Source organism: Brevibacterium sp. FAM 24630, from assembly GCF_049804075.1.
Taxonomy (GTDB): domain Bacteria; phylum Actinomycetota; class Actinomycetes; order Actinomycetales; family Brevibacteriaceae; genus Brevibacterium.
In genome coordinates, this window is the sequence record NZ_JBNBZD010000025.1 from 45,726 (window position 1) to 53,441 (window position 7,716).

7 protein-coding genes and 1 tRNA gene are annotated in these 7,716 nt (G+C 64.8%); 3 read left to right on the forward strand and 5 right to left on the reverse strand.

All coding sequences use genetic code 11. The features are described from left to right. The first annotated feature begins 40 nt into the window (after positions 1-40). The gene (locus ACPUD7_RS15510; RefSeq protein WP_425120401.1) at positions 41-1,459 is read left to right on the forward strand and encodes a TrkH family potassium uptake protein; all 1,419 of its coding nucleotides are present in this window, start codon (positions 41-43) and stop codon (positions 1,457-1,459) included. Further along, on the forward strand, positions 1,452-2,114 hold the full coding sequence (locus ACPUD7_RS15515) for a potassium channel family protein (RefSeq protein ID WP_135537203.1): 663 nt from the start codon (positions 1,452-1,454) through the stop codon (positions 2,112-2,114). The genes ACPUD7_RS15510 and ACPUD7_RS15515 overlap by 8 nt, the downstream gene beginning before the upstream one ends. A gap of 82 nt (positions 2,115-2,196) precedes the next feature. On the opposite strand, the gene ACPUD7_RS15520 is transcribed toward ACPUD7_RS15515, so the two are convergent. From ACPUD7_RS15520 to ACPUD7_RS15530, 3 genes are all read right to left on the reverse strand, one after another. Next, positions 2,197-2,267 (reverse strand) — tRNA-Gly (locus ACPUD7_RS15520). A 261-nt stretch (positions 2,268-2,528) separates the two neighbouring features. Further along, on the reverse strand, positions 2,529-4,157 hold the full coding sequence (locus tag ACPUD7_RS15525) for a solute symporter family protein (RefSeq protein WP_135537483.1): 1,629 nt from the start codon (positions 4,155-4,157) through the stop codon (positions 2,529-2,531). 20 nt (positions 4,158-4,177) lie between these two features. After that, on the reverse strand, positions 4,178-4,519 hold the full coding sequence (locus tag ACPUD7_RS15530) for a DUF485 domain-containing protein (RefSeq protein WP_135537204.1): 342 nt from the start codon (positions 4,517-4,519) through the stop codon (positions 4,178-4,180). A gap of 106 nt (positions 4,520-4,625) precedes the next feature. Between ACPUD7_RS15530 and ACPUD7_RS15535 the strand changes: the two genes are divergently transcribed. Beyond that, the gene (locus tag ACPUD7_RS15535; protein ID WP_135537205.1) at positions 4,626-5,507 is read left to right on the forward strand and encodes a helix-turn-helix transcriptional regulator; all 882 of its coding nucleotides are present in this window, start codon (positions 4,626-4,628) and stop codon (positions 5,505-5,507) included. Between the two features lie 80 nt (positions 5,508-5,587). On the opposite strand, the gene proC is transcribed toward ACPUD7_RS15535, so the two are convergent. Together proC and ACPUD7_RS15545 are read right to left on the reverse strand one after the other, a co-directional pair. Beyond that, positions 5,588-6,424: a pyrroline-5-carboxylate reductase gene (proC, locus tag ACPUD7_RS15540; RefSeq protein ID WP_425120402.1), complete on the reverse strand. Its 837-nt coding sequence runs from the start codon at positions 6,422-6,424 to the stop codon at positions 5,588-5,590. An 84-nt stretch (positions 6,425-6,508) separates the two neighbouring features. Next, the gene (locus ACPUD7_RS15545; RefSeq protein WP_240689514.1) at positions 6,509-7,492 is read right to left on the reverse strand and encodes a sugar phosphate isomerase/epimerase family protein; all 984 of its coding nucleotides are present in this window, start codon (positions 7,490-7,492) and stop codon (positions 6,509-6,511) included. Positions 7,493-7,716: the final 224 nt, after the last annotated feature.

A 7,716-nucleotide genomic window follows, 5' to 3' on the forward strand; every position in this document is an offset into this window, starting at 1 on the left:
ACAGCTCACCTGCACCGGTTCCGGGGCCTGCGGATCTACCATGGTGCTTGTGTCCAAGAATTCCGCACCGCGCTTCGATCGGCTGCTGCGGCCGGGACGGTGGGTCCGTGACTTCGTCGACGACCTCGCCGTCGCCTCGCCCGCCCGGTTGGCGATCGGCTCGTTCATCGCCGTCGTCGCTCTCTTCGCGATCCTGCTGATCCTGCCGGCAAGCATGCGCGACCCGGGCTCGGTGGATCGGGTCACGCACATCGCGAACTCCGTCTTCGTCGCGGTCTCGGCGGTGTGTGTGACCGGGCTCAGCCCGGTCGTGACGGAGGAGTACTGGTCGGATTTCGGGATCTCGGTGATCACCGCCGGCATCCAGGTCGGTGGTCTCGGCATCCTCACCCTCGCCTCGGTGCTGGGCATGGCGGTCTCACGTCGGCTGGGGGTCCGGCAGCGGCTCATCGCCCAGCAGGCCACCTCGGCGCTCAATCTGGGTCAGGTCGGCTCCCTGCTCAAGACCGTGGTCATCACGATCTTCACGGCCGAATCGATCCTCGCTGTGCTGCTGTTCCCGCGCTTCCTCATGCGCGGGGAGTCCTTCGGCGATGCGACCTGGTATTCGGTGTTCTACTCGATTTCGGCATTCAACAACGCCGGTTTCACCATCCACCCCGGCGGGGCCGCGTATTTCGCTGCGGATCCGTGGATCCTGTCTCTGCTCATGGCCGGTGTGTTCGTCGGGTCTCTCGGCTTTCCCGTCGTGCTCATGGTCGCGATGTTCTGGAATCGGCCGAGCCGCTGGGACCTGCACACGAAGCTGACGCTGACGACCACGACGACGGTGCTGGCGGTCGGCCTGCTGCTGTTGGCGCTGTTCGAGTCGGCGAACCCGGCGACGCTCGGCGACAAGAACGCCGGGCACACCTTCGTCGAGGTGCTGTTCATGGCCGTCATGCCCCGGTCTGGGGGTTTCGCGACGATGGACGTCGCGGACATGAGTCAGGCCTCGCACCTGCTCATGGATCTCATGATGTTCATCGGCGGCGGTTCGTCCTCGACAGCCGGCGGCATCAAGGTCACGACCGTGGCCGTGCTCGTCCTCGCCGCATTTGCGGAGGCCCGAGGCCTGCAGGATGTCCACGTGTTCGGTCGGCGGCTGACCTCCTCGACGATCAAACTCTCGATCTCGATCCTGCTCACCGGTGCGATGATCGTCTTCGTCGGCACGCTGACGATGCTGCAGATCAGTGCCGAACCGCTCGACCGCGTGCTGTTCGAGGTGATCTCGGCCTTCGGCACGGTGGGTTTGAGCTCCGGGGTGTCCGCGTCGTCACCGCATGCGGGGCTCTATGTTCTGTCGGTGATCATGCTCATCGGCCGACTCGGTACGATTACACTTGCGGCTGCACTGTCCATGCAGGATTCGGTGCGCCTGTACCGCTACCCCGAGGAAAGGCCCGTCGTTGGCTAACGAACACAGCTCCATCCTCGTCATCGGACTGGGACGTTTCGGGTCCTCGACGGCGGCCACCCTGGCCCGGCTGGGACGTGAGGTCATGGCGATCGAGCACAACCCCGAGCTCGTCAGGGACTGGTCCGGCAAGCTCACCCACGTCGTCGAAGCCGATTCGACGAACATCGACGCGCTGCGCCAGGTCGGTGCCGGTGACTTCTCGACAGCCGTCGTCGGCATCGGCACCTCGATCGAAGACAGCGTGCTGACGACTGCGAACCTCGTCGACCTCGGCGTCGGGCAGGTATGGGCGAAGGCGATCTCCCCCTCCCACGGCAAGATCCTCCACCGCATCGGAGCCCACCACGTCCTCTACCCGGAGTCGGATGCCGGACGCCGTGTGGCTCACCTCGTCAGTTCGCGGATGATGGAGTACATCGAGTTCGACGAAGGCCACTTCGCGGTGGTCAAGATGCGTCCGCCGCGGGAGATCCAGGGCTTCACGCTCAGTGAATCCGGAGTCCGCGACAAATACGGCGTCACGATCGTGGGCATCAAGAGTCCCGGCCGCGACTTCACCTATGCGGACCCGACGACCCGGGTGGGCAAACAGGATCTGCTCATCGTCGCCGGCCACGTGGAGCTGCTGGGACGGTTCGCCGGTCGGCCGTAGGCTGCAGATTCCGCCCCTTCTGCGGTCACGGACTGCGGTCACGGACGAGGCGGGAAACCGTCCGAGCAGTGGGCACAAAGAGAGCGGGCGACGGGAATCGAACCCGCGTCATCGGCTTGGGAAGCCGAAGCTTTACCATTAAGCTACGCCCGCATGTCACCTCAGATCAGCAGCTGTCTGCCCAGGTGAACCCCGGTCAGGACGTGCCGTGATCGGCGACTCGAACCAGTGTACCTCGTCTCACCGCACACGCATCCCCCGCCCCGTCTCTCACCGCAGGCACCTCCCCTGCCCGGCACCCACGACGCAGGAGGAGGGGCGGCCGCAGCCGCCCCTCCTCCTGCGTGTCGGGTCGACGGACACCCAGCGACGTCCGATCTCGAGTCCCCGCCACGTGATCGGGTCACGTTCGGATCAGTGCTCGACGGCCTCCTCGGCGCCGAACCCGGTATGGGCTCGGACATCCATCTCGGCTGCGAGCTCGGGACTCTCCACCGTCCGGTCGGTGATCGAAGCGATCCAGCCGAGGAGGAAGCCCAGCGGAATCGAGATGATTCCCGGGTTGGCCAGCGGGAAGATCGCGAAGTCGGCACCGGGGATCATCGCGGTCTCGGACCCGGAGACGACCGGCGAGAACGTGATGAGCACCATCGCCGAGATCAGGCCGCCGTAGATCGACCACACGGCTCCGCGGGTGGTGAAGCCCTTCCAGAACAGCGAGTACAGGATCGTGGGCAGGTTCGCGCTGGCGGCCACGGCGAAGGCCAGGGCCACGAGGAACGCGATGTTCTGCCCCTGCACACCGATTCCGCCGATGATCGCGATCGCACCGATGACGATGACCGTGCGACGGGCGATCTTGACCTCCGCCTCGGAGTCCTCGACCTTGCCCTTCTTGATGACGTTGGCGTAGATGTCGTGGGCGAACGAGGCCGCGGCGGTGATCGCCAGGCCTGCCACCACGGCAAGGATCGTCGCGAACGCGACCGCGGAGATGAAGCCCATGAGGATGGGTCCGCCGAGGTGGAGCGCGAGCAGCGGTGCCGCCGAGTTCACGCCGCCGGGAGCGTTCTTGATCTCATCGGCGCCGACGAGTGCGGCCGCGCCGTAGCCGAGGATGAGGGTGAAGATGTAGAAGGCGCCGATGAGCCAGATCGCCCACACCACCGAACGGCGGGCCTCTTTCGCCGTGGGAACGGTGTAGAAGCGCATGAGCACGTGCGGCAGGCCCGCGGTGCCCAGCACCAGGGCCAGAGCCAGGGAGATGAAGTCGAGCGGATTCTCACCGTACTGCAGGCCCGGGTTGAGGACTCCTTCCCCGACGCCTTCGGCCGCGTTCTCCACCGCCGAGGCGAGCAGAGTCGAGAGGTTGAAGCCGTTGAGTGCGAGCACCCAGATGGTCATGGCGAAGGCTCCGGCGATGAGCAGGATCGCCTTGACGATCTGCACCCAGGTGGTGCCCTTCATTCCGCCGACGAGGACGTAGATGATCATCAGCGCACCGACGACGGCGATGACCAGGGACTGACCGACCTTGCCGTCGATTCCCATGAGCAGGGAGACGAGTCCGCCGGCGCCGGCCATCTGAGCGAGCAGGTAGAAGAAGCACACGGCCAGGGTCGACAGGGCCGCGGCCATGCGCACGGGACGCTGCTTGAGCCGGAAGGAGAGCACATCGGCCATGGTGAACTTGCCGGTGTTGCGCATGAGTTCGGCGACGATGAGCAGAGCCACGAGCCACGCGACGAGGAAGCCGATCGAATAGAGGAATCCGTCGTAGCCGTTGACGGCGATCGCACCGCAGATGCCGAGGAAAGAAGCGGCCGAGAGGTAGTCACCGGAGATGGCGAAACCGTTCTGCGGACCGGTGAAGGACCGGCCTCCTGCGTAGTAGTCGGAGGCGGTCTTGTTGTTCCGGCTGGCGCGCAGCACGATGAACATCGTCACCCCGACGAAGGCAGCGAAGATCGCGATGTTGAGGACGGGGTTGTTCTCGACCTCGGTCGTCGCCGCGGTCAGCAGGTCTTTGCCGGAGGCGAGCATGTCGCCGATTGCCAGAGTGCTCATGAATGCAGTCCTCCCGACTGGGCTTCGAGACGCTCACGGATCTCCTGCGCTGGAGGATCGAGCTTCTTGTTGGCGAATGAGACATAGAACATCGTGATCGCGAACGTCGTCACGAACTGCAGCAGTCCGAACACCAGTCCCACATTGATCTCACCGACCACCTTGGTGGACATGAAATCGTGGGCGTAGGTGCTGAGGATGACGTAGAGGAAGTACCAGACGAGGAACGCGATCGACAGCGGGATCACCACCGAGAACCTCTTGCGCTTGAGCGCTTTGAATTGGGGATTTTCCTCTTCCTCAAGGAAATCAACCCCGAGGCTGACATTGTCAGTCATTCTTTCTCCTTTGAATGGACAGAACTTCAGTGTCCTGAATCACATGTCCAAAGGTAACGTTCAGCATGCACTAGGGAATACCACCGAAAGTTGGTAGCTTGTTCACATGAACGCGCATGCGAAGCACACGCGGGCTCTCAAGGCCGAGACCCGCCGCCTATTCGTCGAAGCCGTCGATTCTCTGCATCAGGCCGGTACGGGCGATGTCGTCTTCGGCGGCATGGTCGACGGGGGTGCGGTCGACGTCGAAGCCGTCGCCGGTGCCGGCAAGGGTCTGCTCTCCTCCCTCATCGTCAGCACCGGACGGGGCCTCGGCGGTCGAGCCCTGACCGAAGGCACTCCGCAGCTGACCCGGGACTATGAGGTCGACCCGCTCATCACCCACCACTACGACGAAGAGGTCCTCGGCGAAGGCATCCGGGTCCTCGTCGCCGTCCCCACCCTGCACGGCGGTGAAGTCACGGGCATGGTCTACTGCGGCCACCGCACGGACTACGACGCCGCTGCCCCGCAGACGGGAGACCTCGTCCGACGAGTCCGACAGCTCTCGGTCGATCTCGCTCGGCTCGGCTATCGACGGGAACCGCAGCCGGTCCCCGTCGCCGAGCGGCTCTACCCCGACTTGGATTCCTCGGGACGGGAGGCGCTGCGCCATACCTATGCCGAGCTGCGCGCCATCCGGTCGGGCATCCTCGATGAGGAGACGCGGGAGAAGCTCACCGTCGTCGAGACCCGGCTGGCCGATATCCTCTCCGGGCACAACCCGGATGACTTCCAGACACCGGTCCCGGCGGTTCGCCTGTCCCCCAGGGAGACGGACATCCTCTCCCATGTGGCTCTGGGCTGGTCGAATGCGCGCATCGCCGAAACACTGAGCCTGCGCGAGTCCACGGTGAAGTCCTACCTCAACACCGCCATGGTCAAGCTCTCGGCCCGCACCCGGCATGAAGCGGTGTCGATCGCTCGGTCGTCGAACGTCCTGCCCTGAGCGCGAACGAGTCGACCCCGGCCGACGCCGCTCACACGGTGCCTGCCGGGGTCGGATTCCGTCTCGGGGGACGGTTCCGTTCAGCCGTTGATGGTCTCGGAATTCTCCCGTTCCATCTCCAGGGAACGATTCGCTGCCGCCTGCGCGGCCGCCTCGGCGATGTCGAAGATCCCCGCGTCGATGAACTGCTGGAGGCCCGCCAAGGTCGTACCGCCCTTGCTGCTCACGGCTTGCCGCTGAGCGGCCGGGTCGGGCTTCGCGCTCAGCAGCCGCCCGGCGCCGTCGGCGGTGGCGACGACCATCTGGCGAGCGGTGTCCTCGCTCAGCCCCTGCTTGACTCCGGCGGCGATCATCGCCTCGGCGAGGAGGAAGAAGTAAGCGACTCCGGACCCGGAGATGCCGGTCATGGCCGGGATCTGGGATTCGTCGAGGTCGACGACGAGCCCGGCCCCGGACAGCAGAGTCTTGAGTGTATCGACGCTGTCGGCGGGCACCTCGGCGTCGGGGGCGAACGCGATGACGCCGTGGCCGATCGAACTCGGCGTGTTCGGCATGATCCGCACGATGGGATTCTTCGGGGCGAGCTTCGCGAGGTCGGCGGACGAGACTCCGGCGGCCATGGACACGAGCACCGTGTTCGACTCCAGCTCGGGGGCCAGAGCGGCCAGGGTCTCGGCCATCATCCAGGGTTTGACGCCGAGGAGGACGAAATCAGCTTCGGCCGCGGCCTTCCGGTTCGCCTCCGCATCGTCTTCGACCGAAGTCACCGTCGCCGACGGCAGGTCGCGGCTCAGACGCTGTGCTGAGGCGGCCGAGTGAGTCGTCGCGCGAACAGCGATGGTCGCGTCGGCGCTGAGGATTCCCTGGATCAGCGCCGTGCCCATGTTGCCGGTTCCGATGGAGGCGAGAGTGGTCAAAGCGAACCAACCTTTCGTAGTGATTGTCATGCGTCGGTGGGGCGGGTGCGCGGTCGCGGCAGGCGCCGTCGGTGATGATGCGGGTCAGTTCCCGGAGGAGCGAGGGCGTTCCGAGGTGCGGCTGTGGCTGTGTCCGTTTCGCCGCGGGGCATCCTCGTTGAGTCCGAGGTGTTGGCGGGCAAAGGCGATGGACTCGGCGAGCATCTTCTCACGGGTCGACTGCTTGCGCACGAAACGAGTGTTGACCTCGACCACGACGTCACCGGCCCAGTTGTGTTTGGCCAGGTACTGCAGAGTCTCGGCCACGGGCATATTGCCGGCGCCGGGGACGAGGTGCTCGTCTTTGAGGGATCCGGACCCGTCGGTGAGGTGGACGTGGCGGAGTCGGTCGAAGATCTCGGCCACGGTCTCCAGCGCATTCACACCGGCCGTCGAAGCGTGGGAGAAGTCGAAGGTGAGGTCGTCATAGTCTTCGTCCAGCGGGTTCCAGTCGGGATAGTAGACCTGGACTTCGCGCAGGCCCGCCCGCCAGGGATACATGTTCTCCACAGCCAAGCTCACACCGGTCTCGCGGGAGACCTCCCGAACGCCGTCGACGAATCCCAGCGCGTAGTCCCCCTGCCACCTGAACGGCGGGTGGAGGACGACGGTCTCGGCGTTGACTGCCTTGGCAAGGTTCGCGGTGATCCGCAGCTTCTCCCAATGGTCTTTGTGAAGCACGCGCGGCAGGAAGAGCAGCGTCGGTGCGTGCAGGGACATGACCTCGAGTCCCGTCTCGGCGGAAAGTCCGTTGATGAGGTCGACATCTCGTGTCTCGGCATTGTGGGTGACCATGATCTCGACACCGTCGTAGCCGTGCTTCGCCGCTTGTGTGAAAGTCTCCTCGACGGTCATCGGGGACACGGAGGAACTCGACAGGCCGAGCCGGATGGGATGTTCGGAGACGTGATGAGCGTCGTGTTCGTAGACCGCATGGCTGTCGAAGTACTCTCTGTGGCGCCGCGAATTCGAGCGCGCAGAGTTCTTGGTGGTCAGCACCTTCCGTTTGGACTTCGACATTTTGCTCATCGCCAACAGTTTAGCGCGGACTTTTCTCCCTCGCCCTCCCCCATTGCTACGTGACGGCGGCCCAGCAACCTCGCGCGAGGTTGCTGGGCCGCCGTCGGGATCCTTCTATGTCTGTCAAGCGGCTTTACCGATCGGGTTCGTGGCCTCGAGAATCCGATACACATGACGCGCCAAGCTACGCTTCATACACCGAATCGTCTCCTTCTTCGTCTTCCCCTCACTCA